This window comes from Streptomyces sp. ActVer (assembly GCF_027270795.1).
In the GTDB taxonomy this organism is placed as follows: domain Bacteria; phylum Actinomycetota; class Actinomycetes; order Streptomycetales; family Streptomycetaceae; genus Streptomyces; species Streptomyces umbrinus_A.
In genome coordinates, this window is record NZ_JAPWHT010000809.1 from 1 (window position 1) to 2,105 (window position 2,105).

Below are 2,105 nucleotides of genomic sequence, written 5' to 3' on the forward strand. Positions count from 1 at the left end.
ATTTTCAGCCCGTCCGGCGTTTGAGGACGAGCGCGTTCAGCGCGATACGGGGGTTCGGGGGCGGAGCCCCTGAGCGAGGGACGGGAATGGGTAGGGGCGGCGGGGGCGAAACAAACCCCCGTGGCCCCACAACCACCCCCAAGCCGTCGGAGACTCCCCGTTCGGGTGATGAGGGACCCGAGTCGCCCCCAACCACCCCAAGACGCGCATAACCTGCGCACCGCGACAGCGCGCCGGGGGGCGCCCTCGCGTCGGGGAGGGGAACTGCATGCCGGACACGGCGACGAAGCCAGGAACGGTCACACCGGAGACGACACCACCGGAACCGGCCCTGGCCCGGCCCCGAGGACGCCACCGGAAACCCCGCCCCCGCCGCATCCTCTTCGCGGTGGGCGGCCTCGCCCTGGCCGCAGGAGCCCTGAGCCTCCTCCGCATGGCACCCCAGCCCACCGGCGGAGACACCGGCGTGGAGGCAACGGACATCGACCCCAGCGCGGCGAGTTCGACGGACAGCCCGGCTCAGGACGACGCGGGAGCGGTCCCCGTAGCCGCACCACCACCCACCGCAGGCGCATCCCCCTCGGCCACGGCCGCCATGGGACCTTCGGGAGCAACATCAACTTCCGAACCGAACAGGTTGGATGGGTTCAACGGGCTGAAGAAGCCCAGCCAGGCCTACGGGCCGAACGGACCGTCCACCCCGGGAGCGCAAGGCCGAGCCGCAGGACCAGCCGGAATCCCAGGCCCCGGAGGTCCCCTCAACCCGGCCCTCAACCCCTCCGCCGCCTTCCAGGACACCCGCCGCCCCATCACAGCCACCCCGCCGGCCCGCGCAGGACAAGAACCGGCGGCACCTCGGCCCCCCGCCGCCACGCCCTCGGCCCCGGTCCCGGCGTCCCCCGGCGCACCACAGGACCCCGCCCGCCCGGGCAAGGGCCTGTGCGTCCCGATCGTGGGCCTGTGCTTCGACGGAAGCGGCAGCAACGACAGGTAGGGAAGGACCACCGACCGCTAGTTGCTACGACGGCTGAGCAACCACGGCTCGACCACGCCCAGCCCCCGCACCGCCCGCTGCCACATCGGCTGGAGCACGAAGCGGTACGACGGCGGCTCCTCGCCCTCCTTCTCCGCGGCGGCGGCCTCGTCGGCGGCAGCGGCCTCGGAGGCGGGCGCGTCGCCGGTCCGGGTGAGTTCCTCGGCGAACGCCCCGTCGACCAGGACGGCGTCCTTCGGAGCTATCGAGGTCAGCCGGGACGCGAGGTTGACGGTCGTACCGAAGACATCGCCCATACGCGTGGTGACCGTGCCGAAGGCGATACCGACGCGCAGCTCGGGCATCGTCTCGTCGCCGGCCATGGTCTCGATCAGGCGGAGCGCGATCTCGGCGGCGAGGCCCGCGTCGTCGGCCGCGTACAGCACCTCGTCGCCCAGCGTCTTGATCAGGCGCCCGCCGTGCGCGGCCACCAGGTCCGCCGCGGTGGTCTCGAAGGCCTCGACGAGTTCGCCGAGTTCCTCCTCCTCCATGCGCCGGGTCAGTCGCGTGAAGCCGACGAGGTCGGCGAAGCCGACGGCGAGCCGACGGTCGACCATCTCCTCGTCGTCCGCGGCCTGCACGACACGGCCGGTCGCGGCGGCGAGCTGGCGCCGCCAGACGTAGACGAGGAACTCCTCCAGCTCGGGCAGGAGCAGCTCGACGAGGGGGTACGTGACCTCGGTGCGTGTCATGCCCGGTTCCGGGGGCTCGGTCAGGCCCTCCAGGAAGGAGTCGATCTGCCACTCGGCAAGCCGCGCTGTGGTCTGCCCGGTCGAACGGGCGACCTGGACCGCCATCGCCTCGCTCAGCAGCCCCGCCTCGACCAGACCGGAGAGCCGGCGCAGAGCCAGTACGTCGGCCTCCGTGAGGGCCTTGGCCTGGCCGATGTCCGCGAAGCCCATGGCCCGCCAGAAACGGGTGGCCAGCTCCACGGAGACGCCCGCGCTGCGGGCGGCCTGGAAGGGGGTGTAGCGGCGCTCGGCACCCAGGATGAGCTGTTCGAGCCGCAGGGCCAGCGGATCCTCCTCGGAGGCGGCCTGCGCCTCCGCGCGGTCGGCCCCCTCGCCCCGGC

The 2,105-nt window shown here is 72.9% G+C and carries 1 protein-coding gene; it reads right to left on the bottom strand.

The window, feature by feature from the left end:
* Nucleotides 1-1,011: 1,011 nt before the first annotated feature.
* Complete coding sequence (locus O3Q52_RS52300; protein WP_269655426.1) at nt 1,012-2,049, bottom strand: adenylate/guanylate cyclase domain-containing protein; 1,038 nt, start codon at nt 2,047-2,049, stop codon at nt 1,012-1,014.
* Between the last annotated feature and the right edge of the window lie 56 nt (nt 2,050-2,105).